Genomic DNA, 19053 nt, shown 5'->3' on the forward strand with positions numbered 1-19053 from the left:
ACGAACACTTTTTGACGAAAACAGATAAAAAGCCCTTAAACTGTCTACATCCCGACGAAATACTGCATCAGCTTGGGCACCAGGGCCTTAAACTTCAACGGTCCCTCTGTCACGACCAGGCAGATACAGGGTTCGTCACTATCGGCGATTGGCTGGTGATTGGTTTCTTCACCCAGGTCAGCAATATCACCAGCCTTGAACCGTCCAATCTCATCACTGAACGATCCGCTCAGGACAAGCGTCAACTCAGTTCCGCAATGTCCATGTTCAGGGATCGTCACACCAGGGGAAATTTTCAACAATCGCACAGACCCAGCCGTCGCCTTGACCTCCGGCAGCGGGAAGGTCTTGATGCCGGGGGCCATATTCTTCCATTGGATATCACTTAAGTCGTCCGGCACAAACTGGCGCAACGGCATGGGGATGTTAGATGAAGGATGATCATTGGCAGGTTTGATGACGTCTTTATCAAAATCATCATCCAGCATATTCAGGATCGTATCCAGCGCACCTGCATTCATGGCAAGCGGGCTTTCATCTTCCAGCGCGACCGCGCCAATACTTTCCATTTCTGCCACTTTTTTGCGGCAGCTGGCGCATAGGGACAGGTGCGTTGCGATCACAAAGCTCATGCTTTCTGAGACGCTGCCTGCCACGTAGGCCATAAGTGTTTCGTCACTGAGATGATGATGAATGGTCATAACACACCTCCTACACTATCCTTGATCCTTTTAAAAGCCAGCCGCATTCGGGATTTAACTGTCCCTAACGGCACATCCAGTCGCTTGGCAATCTCTCCATGGCTCAGCCCTTCATAAAATGAAAGTTGAACGATTTGGATTTGTTCTGCGGGCAATTTTTGCAAAGCAGAACGCACGATCACGGCGTGTTGATGACGATCAACCTGAACATCTGCATTTTCGCGTTCATCTTCGATCTGGGAAAAATCATGATCGTCATAATCATAATGCTTTTCCTTTCGAAGCAGGTCCAAACGCAGGTTCCGGGCAATTCTGAAAATCCAGGTACTAGCCGCAGCTTTATCCGCATTAAACAAATGCGCCTTTCGCCAGACCTGTAATAATGTTTGCTGCGCCAATTCTTCAGCCATTGTCTCGTCGCTTCCAAGCTTGAAGACATAGGATTTTACGCGCGGTGCAAAATGTTCAAACAAAACCGCAAAGGCCTGTTTGTCACGATCAACGGACACTTTAACCAGTAACGCGGTGAGTTCCTGCGTATCCGGTAGGCTTGCCTGTTGCGGTTGCGTTTTATGATCCTGCACGGGTCATCCTAAGTCTTGTTGTTTGCTTTTCTTTACGTGGACAGATGACAATTGGATCATCATTTTTTTAGAATTATGTAAAAAAATATTTTTTTCAATTTTTTTCTAATATGCGTGATCCAATTAATTCTCTTTCCCGTAAAGATTACATCGACATAGGAAGGAGCCCGCAATGATCACCACCTCAAAAGAAAAAAGATTAAAGATCGCCATTATCGGTACTGGCATCTCTGGCATGTCAGCCTCCTGGCTGCTGTCATTGGCCCATGATGTCACCATCTTTGAAAAGGATGATCGCATTGGCGGACACACCAATACCGTGAATGCAAATGGCACCAACGTGGATACAGGCTTCATTGTTTATAATGAAAAGAATTACCCCAACTTGATTGCACTGTTTGATCATTTTGGCGTAGATACCCATGAAACCGATATGTCGTTTGGGGTTTCTGTCGGTCAGGGGGATTTTGAATATGCCGGAACCGATGCTTTTGGCATGCTGGCGCAGAAACGAAACTTCTTCCGCCCGCGTTTCTGGAAAATGGTACGCGATATCCTGCGCTTTTATAAAGAAGCCCCCGATCTGCTGGCCATGGACCAAATGCCCAACATCACGCTGGGGGAGTTCCTGAAACAGAATAACTATTCAGAAAGTTTCCAACGCGATCACCTGTTGCCCATGGGCGCGGCCATCTGGTCAACACCTGTAGACACCATGATGGATTATCCGCTGGAAGCCTTCCTGCGCTTTTGCGACAACCACGGTCTTTTACAACTGACCGATCGCCCCAAATGGCGCACCGTTGTCAACGGTAGCTGCCGGTATATCGACAAACTGACCCGCAGTTACAAAGGCAATATCTACCTGAACCGGGGTGCCGCCAAGGTCTGGCACGACGGTGGGCGTGTCAATGTTGAAGACCGCAATGGCACCGTCGAACAGTTTGATCATGTGGTGCTGGCCTGTCATGCCGATCAGGCCTTACAGATGTTAAGCGATGCGGACGGGGCAGAGAAAAAACTGCTAAGTGCGTTTGAATATCAGCCCAACAAAGCCATCCTCCATACCGATAAATCTTTGATGCCGAAAAACAAGAAAGCCTGGTCGAGCTGGAATTATCTAAGCGAACAAATCAATGACAAAAACGATGTCTGCGTGACCTACTGGATGAATAACCTGCAACACCTGAAGGGTGATACGGATTATTTCGTCACGCTAAACCCAACCCATATGCCCGCCGATGGCAAGATCATCCGCAGTTTCCTTTATCATCATCCCCTGTTTGACCGCGAAGCCGTTGCTGCCCAGCGCATGCTCTGGAACATTCAGGGCAAACGTAACATCTGGTTCTGCGGCAGTTATTTTGGTCATGGCTTCCACGAAGATGGATTGCAATCCGGCCTGGCCGTCGCCGAAGCCTTAGGCGGCGTGCGTCGCCCTTGGATGGTGGAAAATGAAAGCGGGCGCATCAATCTGCCTGCAGACTGGCCGACCCTGATTAAAAAGGAGGCCGCATAAATGTTTAGCCGAATTTACGAGGGACGCGTTTTTCATCAACGCACCCGGCCGAAAAAACATCGCCTGGCCTATCGGGTGTTCAGCTTTCTGTTTGATATTGATGAACTGCCCAACATCAGCAAGACCCATCGTTTTTTCAGCCATAACAAATTCAACCTTTTTTCCTTCTGGGATAGAGATCATGGCCCAAGCGAAGGCCGTCCGCTTCGCCCCTATGTAGAAAATATTCTGGCAAGCGCGGAGATTGAAACCGACAACGGCCCCATCCGCCTGCTGTGTTATCCCCGCCTGTTTGGATATGTGTTCAACCCCTTAAGCGTCTATTACTGTTACGACAGATCAGAAACGCTGAGGGCAATTATCTATGAGGTCAGCAACACATTTGGGGAACGCCACAGCTATGTGATCGAAGTCGGTAGCGACAGCACCAAAATCATCCATCAACGCTGTGATAAAGAATTCTATGTATCGCCCTTTATGGAGATGGATTGTTCCTATCATTTTTCCATGCGCCCGCCTGCAGATGACATCACGGTGATGATCAATCAAACAGACGCTGAAGGCACAATTTTAAAAGCCTGTTTCAGCGGCGCGAAAACAGACATGACAGACCGCACCCTGCTTGGTCTTTTAGCACGCTATCCCTTAATGACCCTGAAAGTCATGGTCGGCATCCATTGGGAAGCCCTGAAACTTTGGCGAAAGGGTTTAAAACTGGTTCAACGCCCCGATGCCCCCGAAAGCCCCGTTACCTACGTTAAGATGGAGACAAAATCATGAGCGAGAATAAAGCAATCCAAATTGACGCCCCCGTCCCTGCCCGTCATACCCACCCGTGGGTCAAAGCGCTTTCCAGCCAGCTTTCCAAACTGGAACATGGCCGCCTTTCCTTGACGCTGCCGGATGGCACATCCCTTCATTATGGATCAGGTTCCATTCATGCCTCTGTTATCCTGAATTCCTATAAACCGATTTCGGAACTGATCCTGAAGGGCGACCTTGCACTGGCTGAAAGTTATCTGCGCGGGGAATGGATGTGTCCGGATTTAACCAGTCTGTTTGATCTGGCCTTAAAGAATGAACAGGTTTTCTCGCTTGATAACCGTGGTGGTTTTCTGTTTCGCACGCTAAACCGCCTGCGTCATCTGTTAAACGCAAATTCCAAGCGGGGTTCAAAGCGCAATATTTCCTATCACTACGATTTGGGAAACGCCTTTTATCAGAAGTGGCTGGATGACAGCATGACTTATTCCTCCGCCCTGTTTAAAAGCGATGAAGATATACAGTCTGCCCAAATGAACAAATATCGCACCATCGCTGATATGGCAGAACTCAAACCCGGTGAACGCGTTCTGGAGATCGGCTGCGGCTGGGGGGGATTTTCTCAAGTCGCGGCAGAAGAATATCACTGCCGGATCGAAGGATTGACCCTTTCCAAAGAACAACTGGCCTATGCCAACAAACGCTATCATGACCACGATATTCAAAATCTGGCGTCAGCGTCGCTCACCGACTATCGCGACAGTGACGGACAGTACGATAAAATCGTCTCCATCGAAATGTTCGAAGCCGTTGGGTATGAAAACTGGGACACCTATTTTGAAACGGTCTATAACAGGCTGAAAGCCGGTGGTTCCGCCGTTTTGCAGATCATCCTGATCGAAGATGAACGGTTTGACAGCTACCGCAAGGAAGTGGATTTCATTCAGCGATATATCTTCCCCGGGGGCTTGCTGCCAAGTATCGAAGCCTTAACTGAAACCATCCAGAACCATAACCTGAAACTGGAAGACACCCTGCTGTTTGGACAGTCTTACGCCAAGACATGTGAGATCTGGCAGAAGAATTTTCAGCATGCCTGGGACGATATCCAGCCCATGGGGTTTGATGCCCGCTTCAAACGCATGTGGGAATATTATCTGTCTTATTGCATTTCCGGTTTTAAAGCAGGAACGATTGATGTCGGCTTATTCAAAATCAACAAACCGGCATAAGATTTTCTATGCGCTGCCTGCATTTGTGCTGGCCTTTCCAACAATCCCGGTCTTTGTGCTCCTCCCCACCTACTATGCGGAGACCTTGGGATTAGGCTTAGCCAGTGTGGGCAGCGTCCTTTTAATCATCCGTGTTTTCGATGTGATCAGCGATCCTATCTTGGGCTGGGTCTCCGATCATATCCCGGCACGGTTTGGCAAACGTAAGCTCCCGATCGCCATCGGCGGTCTGATCGGGGCACCTGCCCTGATCGCGCTTTTCATCCCGCCGGATGATGTCACCCTCACCTATTTCGCGATCTGGTGCTTTATTCTTTATCTTGCCTGGAGCGCGATCCAAATCCCTTATCTCGCCTGGTCAGCTGAGCTGGAACCGAACTATCACAAACGCACGTTATTAAATGGATACCGCGAAGGCGCAGGCATTGCTGGCATCCTGTTTGTCGCAGGCCTTGGCGTTGCCCTTTCAGAAATGGAAGAAACAAGCCGCCTTTCCGCCACGTCATGGGTTACGGTGCTGTGTGGGGTCATAGTCTTTTTCATAGCGCTGAAATGGGTACCTGAAGGACGCATCACCAACAAGAAGTCCCGCTTCACCTTCCCCAAAGAAAACAAGCTTTTCTTACGTGTGCTGTCTGCCTGGTTCATCAATGGGCTAGCCAATGGCATCCCGGCTGTCTGCCTGCCGCTTTATCTCACCCATGTGCTGAAAGTGGATGAACAGACAAAAGCGGGCTTGCTGTTTGTCTATTTCCTCTTTGCCATTGTCGGGATTCCGCTCTGGATGCACCTGTCAAAACGATATAATAAAAACCATATCTGGTGCCTGTCCATGATCATGGCCTGTATCGTCTTTGCCTTTGTCCCTTTCCTGGGGGCGGGCGACGTGATCGCCTTTGGGGTCATCTGCGCACTGACCGGACTAGCTTTAGGCAGTGACCTTGCCCTGCCGCCTTCCATACAGGGCGATTGTGCCGACTGGGATCGATATCGCTTTAACAAGGAACGGCTCGCCACCCTCTTTTCTTATTGGAGCATGGCAACGAAACTGGCTTTGGGCCTCGCCGTCGGCATCACCTTCCCCGTCCTTGATTTCTTCGGGCTGGAAGATGGAAATTCTAATGCAATAATTGCCCTGATAGTGATCTACGCAGGCCTACCCGTCGTATTAAAAACAGGTGCAATTGCCATGATGTGGACCTTCCCACTGGGGCGAACAAAACACCACGCCATTCAATTTGCTTTGGAGCGACGCCCATGAAACGACTAGCTCTCCCCCTTTGCCTCTGCCTGTTATTGATAGGATGCAGTTCAATGAAACCCGAAGATTTTGCCAATCAGGAACCCAAGCTGGACCTCTTTGACTATTTTGAAGGCAAGACCCTGGCCTGGGGGATTTTTGAAGATCGCTTCGGCACCGTGCGTCGCCAGTTTCAGGTCGATATCACCGGGACCATAAACGACAACACCCTGACGCTGGATGAACATTTCGATTATGCCGATGGGGAAAAGGATCAACGTATCTGGGTGATCAACCAGACCAGCCCCGGCATCTATGAAGGCTCGGCTGGCGATGTACTGGGTACAGCGCAAGGCATTTCAAAAGGCAATGCGTTAAACTGGTCTTATAATATGGCGCTGAAGGTGGGCGACAGTACCTTTAAAGTCCATTTCGATGACTGGATGTTCCTGCAGAAAGGCAACGTCATGATCAACCGTGCAACCGTCAGCAAATGGGGATTTGAAATTGGGGAAGTGTCCCTCTTCTTCATGAAACCTGCAAACGCTTCCTGATCTGACGAAGTAGGAACCCGATGATCGGAAGCTTTGCGTAAAACTGTTCAGAGGCATCCCAATGATCGATATGACGCACAACGCGACCCAGGTCATCAAAATGGATCTCGCTCATCCCCACAACATCCCAGTCGCCCAATCCTTTTACAACGCCACTGAATTCCCAGCGCACGAACAGAACCTCTTTATCTTTTGATTGGTGCGTCACATTAAAGGTGGCGCTTTCCACATCATTCAGCGTCTTATAAAGCAGGCGCTTGAAGGCATCGATCCCGCAGATATCATTAAACGGATCGGTGAACTGAATGTCCGGGCTGACAAAGTCCCCGCAGGCCTCAATCCGGTCCGGCGACAGACTTTCAAACAGTTCGATATATTTCATGATTTGGTGACTTTGCGCATAAGTGAAAAGAACCATCGATATGGCAACAGTCTAAGGATTTTCATCTGACGTACAAAGGGTTTTGGGAAAGCGATTTCAAAACTGTCTTTCTGCAAACCTGCCGCAATGGCTGCTGCGGCTTCAACCGGTTCCATCAGGTAAGGCATCTGGAAATCATTTTTATCCGTCAGCGGGCTTTTCACAAAACCGGGATTGATCAGTTGAAACTTCACCCGGCTGTCAGCCAGTTCGGCTTTCAGGCTTTCACATAGACTAATGACAGCTGCCTTGCTGGGTCCATAGCCGGACGCATTGGGAAGCCCCCGGTATCCAGCCAATGACGCCACCACAGCCAGATGTCCGCCTTTCTCTTTCATCTGTGGCAGAATGGCCTGAATGCATTTGATGGTACCGAAATAATTTACCTCCATCGCCTGATGAAAGCTTGCAAGTTTGGTATCTTCGACTGATCCCGGCTCGTACGTCCCGGCATTCAGGATGGCCAGATCAACAGGCCCAATCTCTTTCAGGGCCCGTTTGATGTCTTCTTCCTTTGTAATGTCACAAGCGACCGGGTGCGTTCCCTGGCCGACTTCTTGTAATTTATCCTCATTACGTCCGGAGATATAAACCCGATGTCCCGCGCGGCACATTTTGATGGCGAGGGTGCGGCCAATGCCACTGCCGCCACCTGTGATCCAGACCGTCTTCATGACTTCTGCCCTGAAAGACAGGTGCGGCATCTATATATAATGTCTGATCCATCACGCGCCTTAAACTGCAGCTTCACCCAGCGTCCCTGATCATCATACCAGACCGAGGTATCTTTCAGGTCCCCAGAATAATCAAACCGACTGGCCATCACGGTACCGCCAACCACATCCACCTTTTCTTCGCCCATAGGGGTAATGGTCACTTCATTCAGGTTTCCGGTCAGCGTATTTAAAACCCGGCTGTCCTCCACCACATTCATGTTCCAGTGATTGGTCGAAAAGATATCGCCCTGCACCGTTAACATCTGGCCCTTATTATGGACAACCAAATCTCCGTTTTCACGATCTGCACGAAGGGTAAATTTGTCCGGGCCATCCACTACATTTACATTCAAAGCAACCATGCGCCCGTCCTGCCATTTTTCATCGGCGCGATAATCAAAGCCATAAACCGGGATGAACAACAAAAATATATCTATGTTCATTTTGGATCGCACCATCAGAACATCATCCTCCATATCAAAGGCAGTAACATGTTCACCAACCACGTCGCCTTCTCTTAAGACGTCGAATTCCACGCTTCTGCCATAGATAGAAACAGGATTTGATGCCCAGGAAATGCTGATCTGGTAAAACAGAGCTAAAATGACAAAGACAACATACTTCATGATCCATCCTTTTTCATGCTGCTGACTTATTGAATACGTTTCAGCCAAGCCATTGGATTGGACCTTTCAGAAATAAATTTGATGCATTAAGGCTGCACCCTTACATCAACGACAGAAGTTTTACAGATTCGCAAATTTCAGAATCAGTCCCCAAAAAAATCACTCAAATGAGTGACAAAAAAAGAGGCATTTTTTTGATTTTTCGCCCTTCAGATTAGACCTATCCTAAAGTACCAGATAAGGATAATTGTAATACTATCGATAACCCATTGCAGTTGTGTACTTTTTCCGAAATCGAACATTTTTGTGACAATCTCCATTTTTTTGACACATTTGACTAACGATAAGGATGTGAAAGAGGCCCTCAGTTACGTTAAAGGCCTGTTTTGTGTGAAAAGCAGGCTCGGTTGGTTTTGGGCACTAAAGTATCAGGTTCCCCAAACTATCGTTTTTTTTTAATTGAATTTGGGGGCTATCAAATGCGTAAATTTGCATTTAGTACTTCACTGTTGGGCCTTGCTGCCGGCTTCATGTTCGGTATGGGTACCGCTACAGTAAGTGCCGCAGAACCTACAATGTCTGAAGCTGATTTTGAAGAAGCTAAGCTTATGTACTTCCAACGCTGTGCCGGTTGTCATGGTGCTGAGCGTAAAGGTGCAACAGGTAAAAGTCTTGAGCCAAAAGATACTCAGAAGCTTGGTCAAAAGCGCTTGGAGAAAATCATCACGTTGGGTACCGAAGGCGGTATGAACAACTTCGATGACATTTTCAACAAAGAGCAAATCTCTAAACTGGCGACTTTCATCCAGATGGAACCACCGAAGCCATCTGAAATGTCTATCGAACAAATGCGCAAGTCTGTGAAGACTTATGTGAAGCCAGAAGATTATGTTAAAAAGCCAATGCACGGCCGCAACTGGGAAAACTTCTTCGTGGTTATCCTGCGTGACGCTGGTAAAATGGCGATCATCGACGGCGATACAAAAGAAGTTCTGTCTAAAGTGGACACTGGTTATGCGGTACACGTAACCAAAGAAACTTCTGACGGTCGTTTCTTCTACACAATTGGTCGTGACGGTAAGCAAAACAAAATCGACCTTTGGATGGATCCACCACAAGTGGTCGCTGAATCACAAATCGCATATGATGCGCGTGATATCGCTGTTTCTCACCATGGCGAATGGAAAGACAAATACATCATCGCTGGTGGTTATTGGCCTCCACACTTCGTTATCTCTGATGCTGTAACACTTGAGCCACTTAAAGTGATCTCTACACGTGGTGTGAACGTTGATGGTGAGTTTGTAAACGAAGCACGTGTTGCTGCGATCTACAACACACCTAAAGCACCAACCTGGATGGTTGCAGTTAAAGAGCTTGGCCAAATGTGGCAAGTTGATTACTCTGACCTTGATAACCTGCGTATCGAACAGCAAGATACTAAAAAATTCTTGCATGACGGGTTCTTCGATCCAACACAACGTTACTTCCAAATCGCTGCGAACGCTTCGCACCACATGGAAGTTGTAGATACAGTAACACGTAAAGCTGTTGCTTCTATCGCGACTGGTAAAATGCCACACCCAGGTCCTGGTGCAAACTGGATTGACCCGAAATGTGGTCCCGTATCCGGTACAGGTCACATCGGTGAAGGTATGATCACTTTCTGGGGTTCTGATCCGGAAGGTCACCCAGACCAGGCATGGAAAATCTGTGACAAAGTGGAAACTGACGGTGCAGGCCTGTTCATCCGTACACACCCGAACGTAGACTTCGTGTTTATGGACCAGCCCAAACACCCAGAACCAGAAGTACAACAGTCTATCCAAATCATGGACAAAAAGACTCGCAAAATTGTGAAAACAATCCGTGTAACAGAACGTGAAAAATCTCTCGTCCTGCACGGCGAGTTCAACAAAGACGGTTCTGAATTGTGGGTATCCGTATGGGCTCGTGGCGGTAAAGCTGACTGGAAAAATGGTGAAATCGTTGTTTACGATACAAAAACTCTTGAAGAGAAAGCACGTATCAAAGGGTTGGAAACTCCAACTGGTAAATTTAACGTTTACAACCGTGTCCACCACGTAACCTAATTTCAGGTCAGACGTGAACTGAGGAAAACGGGCATGGTTAATTTTATCTGTGCCCGTTTTTTTCCAAATAATCTTTCTTTTAAAAATATTGCTTCGTACAATCGAGGGGCATTTCCCCTCAAACTTTGGGGTAAATCATGGCCGAAGGTAGTTTCTTCTCCCGCCTTTCCAAATTAAAGATCATGGGTGTCAGCATTTTTGCAGCGGCTGTTATCTTTATCGGCGGTATCATTTTTTGGGGTGGCTTCAACACAGCAATGGAAGCAACCAACCAAATGGAATTCTGTGTAAGCTGTCACGAAATGGATCAGCTGGTATACCCGGAATATCAGGAAACCATTCATTATCAAAACCGCACAGGCGTGCAAGCGACATGCCCTGACTGTCACGTCCCACGTCCCTGGATTTATAAAATGATCCGTAAAATCCAGGCCTCTAAAGAAGTTTGGGGCTGGTTGATGGGTTCCTACGATACAATGGAAGAGTTTGAGTCCCAACGTCTGACCATGGCGAAAAGCGTCTGGAAAGCGATGAAGGAAACTGACTCTCGTGAGTGCCGTAACTGTCACTCCTGGGATGCAATGACCGACAAGAAACAAAAACGTCGCGCCTGGAAACAACACCAGACCGCCAAACAAGACGGCATGACATGTATTGATTGTCACAAAGGTATTGCCCACCGTAATGTCCATCAGCTGATTGAAGATGAAGAAACTTTCTACGACGGTAAACCAAACCCTGCGCGTCTGGAAGTTCTTGATCCACGCAAAGAGAAAATTCGCAAAGAAAAAGAAGCAGCCCAAAAAGCAGCAGCAGAAGCAGAGGCCAAGAAAAAGGCTGCTGAGGAAGCTGCAGCCAAAGCCAAGGCTGCAATGGAAGCTGCGAAAAATGCACCGGCTGCAGCTGGTGGTGCTGGGGGCGCACAAGCTGTCGCCTGGGATGGCATTCAAGGATCAGACATCACCTTGATGTATCCCGGTCAGGCATCATTGGAATGGGTCTTCCGTGGCAAAGACCATGGCGGTGCCCGCGCCCTTCGCAAAACAGGGGACCGTTGTGCGGAATGTCACAAAGGTGAAGAAGATGCCATGGGTGGCAAAATCGTTGGTGGCGACAAGGCCGAAACGACACCCATCCCGGGTAAAGCACCCTTCATCAAAATGAATGTAAAAGCGGCCAACGACGGTAGTAACCTTTACATGCGTTATGAATGGAAATCCAATCCTCATACCCCTGCCCCATTTGCTGATGGCGGCAAGATGGACAAGGAAAATGCCTTTAAACTGGCCATGATGATCAATTCCGGCAAGTCCGAAATTGGTGAACAGGCTGGCTGTTGGGCGACTTGTCACCATGATAGCCGATACATGCCGAACCACCCTGAAAAGGTCGAAGGCGATCTGGCAACCCGTCTGGATACGGCCAATGGCGTAACCAAGTACCTGAACGAAACCCGCACGGAATTTGAATATAAAGGCCGTCGCGGCAAGAAACAGGGGGCCTGGGACAAACTGAAGCCACAGGAAGAAATTGATGCACTGTTGAAAGACGGTCTCTTCCTTGACCTGCTGCGCTATAACAGCGGTTCCAAAAAATCCGAAGACGGTCACGTGCTTGAAAAACGTGTTATGTCCGGCGGTCAGGGGGTAAACTTTGTCCATGAAGAAAAAGACGGTGTCAACGTCGTCTATATGACCCGTAAACTGGTCTCTGACAAACCGGGTGATGTGTCACTGGAAACTGGCAAACTTTATAAAGTTGGCTTTGCTGTCCATGACGATCACACAAATGCCCGTTTCCACCATGTTTCCATTGACTGGTATCTCGGTCTTGATAACGCTGAAGCCGATATCAATGCCGTCACAGTTGGCGCGCCCTCTGGTGGCGCTGCCCCTGCCGCTGGTGCGACTTCCTCAGCAGCTGCTGCACCAGCGGCAAGCGGGGGATCCGTAAATTGGGCCGCCATCACTGGCAAGAAGGTTCCGTTCTTCTATCCAGGTCAGGCATCCATTGAGTGGATCTTTCGTGGCAAAGACCATGGTGGAGCACGTGCTGTCTCCAAAGTGGGGGACCGTTGTACAGAATGTCACGGCAACGAACAGCCCGACATGGGTGCCAAAATCGTTGGTGGTGAAAAAGCAGAGACTTCTCCGATCCCGGGCAAGGCTGCTGCTATCGATGCTGAAATCAAAGCTGCTCACGATGGTAAAAACGTCTACTTCCAGGTTTCATGGAAAGACACAGGCGGCCACAATCCAGTACCGTTTGCCGATGGTGGCAAAATGGACAAGGAAAACCAGGTCAAGCTGGCGATGATGGTTGCCCCCACCAAGGAAGACTTCATCGGAAGCCAGGCTGGGTGCTGGGCAACTTGCCACCACGATAACCGTTACATGCCGAACCACCCGGAAGGTCAGGATGTGACCAAGTACCTGAACGAAAGCCGCACGGAATTTGAATATAAAGGCCGCCGTGGCAAGAAACAGGGGGCCTGGGACAAACTGAAACCACAGGCTGAGATTGATGCACTGTTGAAAGATGGTCTGTTCCTTGACCTAATGCGCTTTAAGTCAGGCAACGGTGGTCAGTTTGAAAATGGCTATGTTCTCGACAAACGCGTCATGGGTGAAGGCATCGAAGTCACCGGTTCTGGTGAATTGAAAGACGGTGTCTGGACCGTCACCCTGCAACGTCCATTGGCGTCGGACAAAGCGGGCGACATCAGCTTTGAACCAGGCAAAGAATATGTTGTCGGTTTCGCCATCCATGATGACTACACCAATGCCCGCTTCCACCATGTATCTTTGGAATTGAAGATGCAGTTGGACAACCCGGAAGCGGAGATCAACGCTGCCATGCAGTAAATATTTTCTGTGTGAAACTTGCAAAGGTCCGGTGGAAAGGTCATTCTTTTTATCGGGCCTTTTTCTTAGAAAAAGGGGATGCTGTAATGCTTTTGAAATCATGTCTACTCGGTCTTGCGGGATTGACCTTCAGCCTGTCTGCGGCTCAAGCAAGCGATGTCTGCGCCAAGGCCGATGCACGTTATGAAGAGATCAAGGGGGATTTGCCGTCAGATGAAGGCGTCACAGTGGTCAAGCTTTACAAATATAATTTCTGTCCCAAGAACCTGCGCGTCAAAGCTGGCACCACCGTGCGGTTCGTCAATGTAGACAAACGCACCAGCCACAGTGTCTGGCTGAAAGAAGCAGGCGAAAAAGAAAGTGCTCGTTTCTTCCCCGATGAATACTGGGAATTTCCGTTCATCGAAAAAGGCACATACCCTTACCTGTGCGGTCCGCATTGGGAAAAGGACGACATGGTCGGAACTATAACGGTTGAGTAGGGCTCAGTTGCTCAAGGGAAATTTCTGCGAGCAACTGATCATCCAGCAAGGGATATTCAAAAAAGAACTGCCGTCCCTCGATAATATAGGGGATGCCGCTATGGGGCGTGTCTGGCAAATCAAATGCATTGGGCACGTCTTCACACAGATGCGTGCCTTTTCCGGCGAAGATGGGACAAACCATCACTTTATGGCCCAAATCAAGATCACGCCATTCATCCAGATGCGGTGCGTTTGACAAAAACAACACCTGGGCACGAATACCATTTTCCGCCAACTGATCACATAATTTCTGCGCGGTACGGGCCGGACCTTTGCTGACGGTGGACCCATGCGCAGCGATAATCACATCATTGATTTTATATTTACGCACCTGCAGAATCAAATGGCGCGCAATCCCGGGATGCAGGCCCAACGGCTGGTGCATTCGGGTCTTTCTGAAACGTGATGCCTCACCTTTTAGAAATCCGGCGAGTCGGTCTTCGACAAAAGCACCTGCTGCGGCGAAATGCGGCACCACTTCCAGATCGATTCCACTGGGCAGGCTGGAAAAGAGATCAGCGACTTTGAGTTCCTGTTTCATAAAGGCACAGTGAACCGCATCGAAGCGATTGGAATCAAACAGTTTTCGACAAATATTGTTGGTCGAAACTGCCGCATCCGGACGCTTGGTTGACCCGTGGCCCACGACCACGACATGTAAACCTGTCTGTGACATCCTGCCTACCCTTTTCCTACAAAGATTGGACGCCAGTATCCCTGTTTTGAATGCGGAAATATTTGAGTTTGGTTAACTGCTGCGCCTTTATTTAGAACCGTTATTTTTAAAAATAAAAACATACAGCGCACCCTGTCCCCAGCTGCCCTGATTCCGCCTTATTTTTCAACCACTCCTGATATATCAGGCGCTTGTAATATCCCTTTCCGAAATAGGGCTTTGATCAACATCAAACACTTTTCAAATCCTTACATGGTACTTTCTTGACTATTGAAAGTTCAGGCTTTCATGAGTGTTGACGGCCATGGAGTGAGGAGGCTCTTGGTGATGAATAGCGAACAGGTGAACGTATTTTTGGTTGGCTCAGGCCCCGGCGATCCCGACCTTTTAACCGTAAAAGCCCACCGACTGATTAGGGAAGCAGAGGTGGTTGTTATTGACCGACTGGTATCTGATCAAATCCTGGACATCATTCCGCCCAACACAAGCCGCGTTTATGTGGGTAAAAAGCCGGGCAACCATCACCATTCGCAAGAAGAAATCAACGAAATCCTCGTGCGTCTGGGTCAAAGTGGTCGCAAGGTGGTTCGTCTTAAAGGTGGTGACCCGTACATCTTCGGTCGTGGCAGTGAAGAAGCTGAACATCTGATCGACAACAACATCCCGTTTGAAGTCGTCCCCGGCATTACCGCTGCACAAGGCTGCGGCAGCTTAAATGGTATTCCGCTGACCCATCGTGGCTATTCCACTGGCGTGCGGTTTGTCACCGGACACCGTCGCAATGATGGTGATCTGGGTCTGAACTGGGCAAGTCTTGCGTGTGAACAGACCACCCTGGTTGTCTATATGGGTGTATCCAGTATCGGCATTATTGCTGAAAAGCTGATGGAAAATGGCCTGCCTGCATCCACACCTGTTGCGGCCATCGAAAAAGGCCTGTCAGAAGATGAACGTCGTCTGACCAGTAGCCTGAACAATATCCACCATGATGTGGTCGAGGCCGACTTCCAGCCTCCCACCCTGTTTATCATCGGTAAAGTCGTGTCGCTCGCCGACAAGCTGAATTGGCAGAACGACACATGGGAGACAAATGATGAACCCTATAAAGAACAACGCTATGCGGCCCTTTAAGGCCGTTCTGGCGGGGCTTGTTGGCGCTGTTGTACTCTCCTCAGTCGCCAGTGCTGATATTGACAAGCCCCGCCAAACTGAACTTTTGAACTTTCTGGAACAGGACTGCGGATCATGCCATGGGCTGAAACGCAAAGGCGGCCTTGGCACGCCCCTGACACCAGAAAACATCGCCCATCTTGATGACGAGATGGTCGCCGACATTATTCTCAACGGCGTGCCCAATACGGCCATGCCTCCGTGGAAAGCCCTGATTTCAGAAGAAGAAGCTCATTTTCTGATCAAGCACCTGCGAGAAGGATTAAACTAAAAATGCTGTCATTTAAGAAACTCCGTAAATTCGCAAATGCGGGTCTGCTCTGTGCGGCCCTGTCTTTATCCGGCTGTGTGACCAGCGATATGGTCCGCGGCACAGGCGATATGGGTGTGGTGATTGAACGTGCCACCGGATCGGTCCTTGTGGTCGATAACACCAATGATGCTACCCTTGCCCGTGTGGAAGGATTGGGCGATCTGTCCCACGCCTCTATCGTCTATTCCCGTGATGCCCGTTATGCCTATGTATTTGGCCGTGACGGCGGTTTGAGCAAAATCGATATCCTGACCCAAAAACTGGTCAAGCGCGTCATTCAGGGCGGCAATTCCATCGGCGGGGCGATCTCGCAAGATGGCAAGCTGGTTGCGGTCTCAAATTATGAACCCGGCGGCGTGCGTGTCTTTGATGCTGATACCCTGGAAATGGTCGCCGATATCCCGGCCAATGACGGGTCCAAGACCGTTGGTCTGGCCGATGCGCCAGGCAACATCTTTATGGTCAGCCTGTGGGATGATGGCGAGATCTGGAAGCTTGATTTTTCAAAAGGCAACACACCGGACATCACCAAATTCAAAGATGTCGGCACCAACCCTTATGATGCCTTGATCAGCCCGGATGGTCGTTATTACGTGGCTGGCCTGTTTGGCGAAGATGGTCTGGCCAAGCTTGATCTCTGGAACGAAGACAAAGGCGTTGAACGTATTCTGGATAAATACGGCAAGGGCGAAAAGAAATTGCCTGTCTATAAAATGCCGCACCTTGAAGGCTGGGCTGTCGCAGGCGATTTAATGTTCCTGCCCGCCATTGGCCGTCATGAACTGCTGATCCTGAATAAGAACACATGGCAAGAAGTGGGCCGCATTCCGGTTCATGGACAGCCCGTATTCGCCATGGCCCAGCCCGGTGGCAAGCGCATCTGGGTGAACTTTTCAGTACCCAACAATGATACCATTCAGGTCATCGATGTGCAGCAGTTAAAAGTCATCAAGGAAATGAAGCCGGGCAAAGGCGTGCTGCATATGGAATTTACGCCGCGCGGGGAAAAGGTCTGGATGTCCGTTCGTGATGAAAACCGCATCGATATCTATCGCACCGACAACTTTGAAAAAGTCGGCGATCTGGAAACCATCAAACCCAGCGGTATCTTCTTTACCGATCGCGCCCATAAAATCGGACTGTAAGCCATGGATGAGATTGATAAAAAGCTCTTAAACGACTTCCAGCGCGACATCGCTTTCCAGTCACGCCCCTATCTGGCCATGGCCAATGATCTGGGCATTTCTGAAGACGAAGTGCTGGAACGTCTGGGGCGTCTAAAAGACGACGGCCATATCTCGCGCATCGGGGCGATTGTTAAGCCCGGTTCAGTTGGGGCCAGCACATTGGCCGCACTGAAGGTGCCGGATGATCGCTTGGGGGAAGTTGGGAATTACATCAACTCCCTTGAAGAAGTGAACCACAATTATCTGCGTGAACATGAATATAATATGTGGTTTGTGCTGAATGCCACCAACGAAGCGGTTATGCAGAATGTGATCAAACGCATTGAAACAGAAACAGGTCTGGACGTGCTTTTCCTGCCCATGCTGCAGGATTTCCACCTTGATCTGGGGTTCGGTATCAAATGGCACTGACACAAAAAGATCTTTTACTGTTAGACGCGATCAAGGGCGGTTTGCCGCTTTCCGCCACACCTTACGCCGATATCGGTGCTGAAATCGCCATGTCGGAAAGTGAGGTTATGGATCGTCTGGCATCCATGCAGGATATGGGCGTGGTCAAACGTTTCGGCGTGATTGTTCGCCATCACGAACTGGGCTATCGCTGCAACGGCATGTGCGTCTGGGATATCCCCGATGACAAGCTGGTGGAAATCGGTCAGGCCTTTAGCAAGTATGATTTTGTCACGCTCTGTTACCAGCGCCCCCGCCGTCTGCCGGACTGGCCCTATAACCTGTTCTGCATGATCCACGGCAAGGAACGCACCATGGTGCGCGCCCAGGCCCGGATGCTGGCCGAAGACAATGGCCTGCTGGATATTCAGCGCGATATTCTCTTCAGCACCAAACGACTTAAGCAACGCGGCGCACATTATGCGCTCTGTCGCCCGGCAGATGTATCCGCGCAGGAGGTTGCCGAATGAGACGCAAGATCGACCCTGTTGAGCTGGACGAGCTGGATCGCCTGTTAATCAATGAATTACAAGGCGGCTTCCCGCTTTCTGAACGTCCGTTTGCTGATGTGGCAGAACGTTTGGGCAGTGATGAAGAAACCGTGCTGTCCAAGATCAAAGTGATGCGGGAAAAAGGCGTGCTGTCGCGCTTCGGCCCCATGTATCACGCTGAACGGATGGGTGGTGGCCTGACACTGGCGGCCCTTTCCATCCCCGAAGATGAATTTGATCGCGTCAATGACATCGTCAACGGCTTTGATGAAGTCGCCCATAATTACAAGCGTGAACATGAACTGAATATGTGGTTCGTACTGGCAACCGAAACACCGGAACGTGTGCAGGAATGCTGTGATGAGATCACTGAGGCCACGGGGTATCAGGTTTATAACATGCCCAAGAAGCAGGAATTCTTTATCGGTCTGAGGTTTGAAGCATGAGCTGGTCAATGGATGAAACAGATCGCAAGATCATCAAAGCCACACAGGAAGGCCTACCGTTGGTCGCAGCTCCTTATGATGCAGTGGGTGAAGAAGTCGGCCTGACAGGTGAAGAAGTCCGCACCCGCATGAATGCGATGTTGGAAGCGGGTGCTATTCGTCGCATCGGGGCTGTGCCGAACCACTATGCGCTTGGCTATACCGCAAACGGCATGTCCACCTGGGATGTGCCCGATGAAAAGGTCAAAGAGATTGGCGAGAAAATCGGCGCGCTTGATTTCGTCAGCCACTGTTATGAACGCCCGCGCCATCAAGGCATCTGGAACTATAACCTGTTCGCCATGGTGCATGGCAAAGACAAGGAAACCTGCCACGCACGCGTTCAGATCATCGCTGACATGCTGGGTGAGGATGATCGCGGACATGAAGTGTTGTTCAGTTCGCGCATTTTAAAGAAAACCGGTCTTCGGATTGCTTAAAAGGA

21 protein-coding genes are annotated in these 19053 nt (G+C 49.5%); 15 read left to right on the forward strand and 6 right to left on the reverse strand.

The features are described 5' to 3' along the window. Positions 1-44 precede the first annotated feature (44 nt). A complete protein-coding gene (locus RYZ26_RS16780; RefSeq protein WP_317684402.1) occupies positions 45-701 on the reverse strand; it encodes a ChrR family anti-sigma-E factor in 657 nt (218 codons plus the stop codon). Next, a complete protein-coding gene (locus tag RYZ26_RS16785; protein ID WP_317684403.1) occupies positions 698-1285 on the reverse strand; it encodes a sigma-70 family RNA polymerase sigma factor in 588 nt (195 codons plus the stop codon). Before RYZ26_RS16785 ends, RYZ26_RS16780 begins: the two co-directional genes overlap by 4 nt. Positions 1286-1457: 172 nt before the next feature. Between RYZ26_RS16785 and RYZ26_RS16790 the strand changes: the two genes are divergently transcribed. The 5 genes from RYZ26_RS16790 to RYZ26_RS16810 are packed head-to-tail and all read left to right on the forward strand — an operon-like array spanning position 1458 to position 6592. Beyond that, positions 1458-2804, forward strand: a complete 1347-nt coding sequence (locus RYZ26_RS16790; RefSeq protein WP_317684404.1) for an NAD(P)/FAD-dependent oxidoreductase — start codon at positions 1458-1460, stop codon at positions 2802-2804. Next, complete coding sequence (locus RYZ26_RS16795; RefSeq protein WP_317684405.1) at positions 2805-3584, forward strand: DUF1365 domain-containing protein; 780 nt, start codon at positions 2805-2807, stop codon at positions 3582-3584. Further along, positions 3581-4798, forward strand: a complete 1218-nt coding sequence (locus tag RYZ26_RS16800; protein ID WP_317684406.1) for a class I SAM-dependent methyltransferase — start codon at positions 3581-3583, stop codon at positions 4796-4798. The genes RYZ26_RS16795 and RYZ26_RS16800 overlap by 4 nt, the downstream gene beginning before the upstream one ends. Further along, on the forward strand, positions 4764-6059 hold the full coding sequence (locus tag RYZ26_RS16805; protein ID WP_317684407.1) for an MFS transporter: 1296 nt from the start codon (positions 4764-4766) through the stop codon (positions 6057-6059). The genes RYZ26_RS16800 and RYZ26_RS16805 overlap by 35 nt, the downstream gene beginning before the upstream one ends. A 53-nt stretch (positions 6060-6112) precedes the next feature. Beyond that, positions 6113-6592, forward strand: coding sequence for a DUF3833 domain-containing protein (locus tag RYZ26_RS16810; protein ID WP_317684408.1), 480 nt, complete (start codon positions 6113-6115; stop codon positions 6590-6592). Here RYZ26_RS16810 and RYZ26_RS16815 read toward each other — a convergent pair. Genes RYZ26_RS16815 through RYZ26_RS16825 form a run of 3 tightly spaced genes read right to left on the reverse strand, consistent with a single transcriptional unit; the run spans position 6567 to position 8355 of the window. Next, on the reverse strand, positions 6567-6974 hold the full coding sequence (locus RYZ26_RS16815; protein ID WP_317684409.1) for a nuclear transport factor 2 family protein: 408 nt from the start codon (positions 6972-6974) through the stop codon (positions 6567-6569). The two genes, RYZ26_RS16810 and RYZ26_RS16815, sit on opposite strands and share 26 nt — an antisense overlap. Continuing rightward, on the reverse strand, positions 6971-7687 hold the full coding sequence (locus RYZ26_RS16820) for an SDR family NAD(P)-dependent oxidoreductase (RefSeq protein ID WP_317684410.1): 717 nt from the start codon (positions 7685-7687) through the stop codon (positions 6971-6973). The genes RYZ26_RS16815 and RYZ26_RS16820 overlap by 4 nt, the downstream gene beginning before the upstream one ends. Continuing rightward, entirely contained in the window at positions 7684-8355 is a 672-nt protein-coding gene (locus tag RYZ26_RS16825; RefSeq protein WP_317684411.1) for a DUF6134 family protein, read from the reverse strand. The genes RYZ26_RS16820 and RYZ26_RS16825 overlap by 4 nt, the downstream gene beginning before the upstream one ends. A 479-nt stretch (positions 8356-8834) precedes the next feature. Between RYZ26_RS16825 and RYZ26_RS16830 the strand changes: the two genes are divergently transcribed. The 3 genes from RYZ26_RS16830 to RYZ26_RS16840 all read left to right on the forward strand — a co-directional run bounded on the left by RYZ26_RS16830 (position 8835) and on the right by RYZ26_RS16840 (position 13794). Next, positions 8835-10448 (forward strand): cytochrome D1 domain-containing protein, encoded by a 1614-nt coding sequence (locus tag RYZ26_RS16830; RefSeq protein WP_317684412.1) that lies wholly within the window; start codon positions 8835-8837, stop codon positions 10446-10448. Between the two features lie 137 nt (positions 10449-10585). Next, complete coding sequence (locus RYZ26_RS16835) at positions 10586-13312, forward strand: NapC/NirT family cytochrome c (RefSeq protein ID WP_317684413.1); 2727 nt, start codon at positions 10586-10588, stop codon at positions 13310-13312. An 86-nt stretch (positions 13313-13398) separates the two neighbouring features. After that, complete coding sequence (locus tag RYZ26_RS16840) at positions 13399-13794, forward strand: cupredoxin domain-containing protein (protein WP_317684414.1); 396 nt, start codon at positions 13399-13401, stop codon at positions 13792-13794. Here RYZ26_RS16840 and RYZ26_RS16845 read toward each other — a convergent pair. Continuing rightward, positions 13778-14512, reverse strand: coding sequence for a CbiX/SirB N-terminal domain-containing protein (locus RYZ26_RS16845; protein ID WP_317684415.1), 735 nt, complete (start codon positions 14510-14512; stop codon positions 13778-13780). The genes RYZ26_RS16840 and RYZ26_RS16845 overlap by 17 nt on opposite strands. A gap of 327 nt (positions 14513-14839) precedes the next feature. On the opposite strand from RYZ26_RS16845, the gene cobA reads away from it, so the two are divergent. From cobA to ahbB (RYZ26_RS16880), 7 genes are read left to right on the forward strand one after another with little or no spacing between them, the layout of a single operon-like run. Then, positions 14840-15643, forward strand: coding sequence for a uroporphyrinogen-III C-methyltransferase (cobA, locus tag RYZ26_RS16850; protein ID WP_317684416.1), 804 nt, complete (start codon positions 14840-14842; stop codon positions 15641-15643). Then, a complete protein-coding gene (locus RYZ26_RS16855) occupies positions 15630-15953 on the forward strand; it encodes a c-type cytochrome (protein WP_317684417.1) in 324 nt (107 codons plus the stop codon). Before cobA ends, RYZ26_RS16855 begins: the two co-directional genes overlap by 14 nt. A gap of 2 nt (positions 15954-15955) precedes the next feature. Further along, entirely contained in the window at positions 15956-17140 is a 1185-nt protein-coding gene (locus RYZ26_RS16860; RefSeq protein WP_317684418.1) for a cytochrome D1 domain-containing protein, read from the forward strand. Positions 17141-17143: 3 nt separating this feature from the next. Next, complete coding sequence (locus tag RYZ26_RS16865) at positions 17144-17593, forward strand: Lrp/AsnC family transcriptional regulator (protein WP_317684419.1); 450 nt, start codon at positions 17144-17146, stop codon at positions 17591-17593. Further along, positions 17584-18102, forward strand: a complete 519-nt coding sequence (gene ahbB, locus RYZ26_RS16870; protein WP_317684420.1) for a siroheme decarboxylase subunit beta — start codon at positions 17584-17586, stop codon at positions 18100-18102. The genes RYZ26_RS16865 and ahbB (RYZ26_RS16870) overlap by 10 nt, the downstream gene beginning before the upstream one ends. Then, a complete protein-coding gene (locus RYZ26_RS16875; RefSeq protein WP_317684421.1) occupies positions 18099-18569 on the forward strand; it encodes an Lrp/AsnC family transcriptional regulator in 471 nt (156 codons plus the stop codon). The genes ahbB (RYZ26_RS16870) and RYZ26_RS16875 overlap by 4 nt, the downstream gene beginning before the upstream one ends. Continuing rightward, positions 18566-19048, forward strand: coding sequence for a siroheme decarboxylase subunit beta (gene ahbB / locus RYZ26_RS16880; protein WP_317684422.1), 483 nt, complete (start codon positions 18566-18568; stop codon positions 19046-19048). Before RYZ26_RS16875 ends, ahbB (RYZ26_RS16880) begins: the two co-directional genes overlap by 4 nt. Positions 19049-19053 lie beyond the last annotated feature (5 nt).

The sequence above is a fragment of the Terasakiella sediminum genome, assembly GCF_033100395.1.
Classification (GTDB): Bacteria; Pseudomonadota; Alphaproteobacteria; order Rhodospirillales; family Terasakiellaceae; genus Terasakiella.

What these genes read in the sequence shown, in the direction of transcription:
- RYZ26_RS16780 (WP_317684402.1), bottom strand. Translation starts at nt 701, where the DNA reads ATGACCATTCATCATCATCTCAGTGACGAAACACTTATGGCCTACGTG.
- RYZ26_RS16790 (WP_317684404.1), top strand. Translation starts at nt 1,458, where the DNA reads ATGATCACCACCTCAAAAGAAAAAAGATTAAAGATCGCCATTATCGGT.
- RYZ26_RS16795 (WP_317684405.1), top strand. Translation starts at nt 2,805, where the DNA reads ATGTTTAGCCGAATTTACGAGGGACGCGTTTTTCATCAACGCACCCGG.
- RYZ26_RS16800 (WP_317684406.1), top strand. Translation starts at nt 3,581, where the DNA reads ATGAGCGAGAATAAAGCAATCCAAATTGACGCCCCCGTCCCTGCCCGT.
- RYZ26_RS16805 (WP_317684407.1), top strand. Translation starts at nt 4,764, where the DNA reads ATGTCGGCTTATTCAAAATCAACAAACCGGCATAAGATTTTCTATGCG.
- RYZ26_RS16810 (WP_317684408.1), top strand. Translation starts at nt 6,113, where the DNA reads ATGAAACCCGAAGATTTTGCCAATCAGGAACCCAAGCTGGACCTCTTT.
- RYZ26_RS16815 (WP_317684409.1), bottom strand. Translation starts at nt 6,974, where the DNA reads ATGAAATATATCGAACTGTTTGAAAGTCTGTCGCCGGACCGGATTGAG.
- RYZ26_RS16820 (WP_317684410.1), bottom strand. Translation starts at nt 7,687, where the DNA reads ATGAAGACGGTCTGGATCACAGGTGGCGGCAGTGGCATTGGCCGCACC.
- RYZ26_RS16825 (WP_317684411.1), bottom strand. Translation starts at nt 8,355, where the DNA reads ATGAAGTATGTTGTCTTTGTCATTTTAGCTCTGTTTTACCAGATCAGC.
- RYZ26_RS16830 (WP_317684412.1), top strand. Translation starts at nt 8,835, where the DNA reads ATGCGTAAATTTGCATTTAGTACTTCACTGTTGGGCCTTGCTGCCGGC.
- RYZ26_RS16835 (WP_317684413.1), top strand. Translation starts at nt 10,586, where the DNA reads ATGGCCGAAGGTAGTTTCTTCTCCCGCCTTTCCAAATTAAAGATCATG.
- RYZ26_RS16840 (WP_317684414.1), top strand. Translation starts at nt 13,399, where the DNA reads ATGCTTTTGAAATCATGTCTACTCGGTCTTGCGGGATTGACCTTCAGC.
- RYZ26_RS16845 (WP_317684415.1), bottom strand. Translation starts at nt 14,512, where the DNA reads ATGTCACAGACAGGTTTACATGTCGTGGTCGTGGGCCACGGGTCAACC.
- cobA (WP_317684416.1), top strand. Translation starts at nt 14,840, where the DNA reads ATGAATAGCGAACAGGTGAACGTATTTTTGGTTGGCTCAGGCCCCGGC.
- RYZ26_RS16855 (WP_317684417.1), top strand. Translation starts at nt 15,630, where the DNA reads ATGCGGCCCTTTAAGGCCGTTCTGGCGGGGCTTGTTGGCGCTGTTGTA.
- RYZ26_RS16860 (WP_317684418.1), top strand. Translation starts at nt 15,956, where the DNA reads ATGCTGTCATTTAAGAAACTCCGTAAATTCGCAAATGCGGGTCTGCTC.
- RYZ26_RS16865 (WP_317684419.1), top strand. Translation starts at nt 17,144, where the DNA reads ATGGATGAGATTGATAAAAAGCTCTTAAACGACTTCCAGCGCGACATC.
- ahbB (WP_317684420.1), top strand. Translation starts at nt 17,584, where the DNA reads ATGGCACTGACACAAAAAGATCTTTTACTGTTAGACGCGATCAAGGGC.
- RYZ26_RS16875 (WP_317684421.1), top strand. Translation starts at nt 18,099, where the DNA reads ATGAGACGCAAGATCGACCCTGTTGAGCTGGACGAGCTGGATCGCCTG.
- ahbB (WP_317684422.1), top strand. Translation starts at nt 18,566, where the DNA reads ATGAGCTGGTCAATGGATGAAACAGATCGCAAGATCATCAAAGCCACA.